Genomic DNA, 569 nt, shown 5'->3' on the forward strand with positions numbered 1-569 from the left:
CGTCGCCGCGGCTCGCGTCGAACACCGGGCGGATGACGTCGCAGGCGCGCCGCACGTCCTCGATCACCAGGCCCTCGTAGCGCGCCTCGGCGCCGAGGGATGCCTCCATGGCCGCCAGCGCCGGGCGGTAGTCCTGCCCCTCGGCGATGGCCTTGTGGAAGATCGCCGGGTTGGTGGTGACCCCGGCGACGCCCAGCTCAATGAAGCGGGCGAGTTCGCCGGAGCTGATGAGGGCGCGGGACAGGTTGTCGAGCCAGATTTGCTGGCCGGCGGCTTGGATCGGATTCATGGGGTCGGGCCTTGCAGTGGAAGGGTGGCGGGTGAGAAATTGGGTGAGCCTGTGATTCTGGCCGAATATGCAGGCTGAAGAAAGTGACGGATTACCGCGGCGGCCAGTGGATCTCGAAGTGGCCGGGCTGCGTGCCGGGTTTCGCGGCGCCGCCGGCGATGGCCGGCAGGCGGCGCAGCAGCTCCGCGTCGCCCGACAGCTGGCCGTCGAAGCGCGGTTGCTGGCCATAGGGCGCCTCGCCCTGGCCGCTGGCGACGATGGGGCCGGCGAGGGTCTGGAG

2 protein-coding genes are annotated in these 569 nt (G+C 70.5%); both read right to left on the bottom strand.

The annotated features are described in order from the left end of the window. Positions 1-289: transaldolase family protein (locus L6Q67_RS24205; RefSeq protein ID WP_296576270.1), on the bottom strand; the 289-nt coding region annotated here is incomplete at its 3' end. Positions 290-380: 91 nt separating this feature from the next. Next, a partial coding sequence (locus L6Q67_RS24210) for a hypothetical protein (RefSeq protein WP_296576273.1) occupies positions 381-569 on the bottom strand: 189 nt, incomplete at its 5' end.

It is taken from the genome of Zoogloea sp. (genome assembly GCF_023150065.1).
Classification (GTDB): Bacteria; Pseudomonadota; Gammaproteobacteria; order Burkholderiales; family Rhodocyclaceae; genus Zoogloea.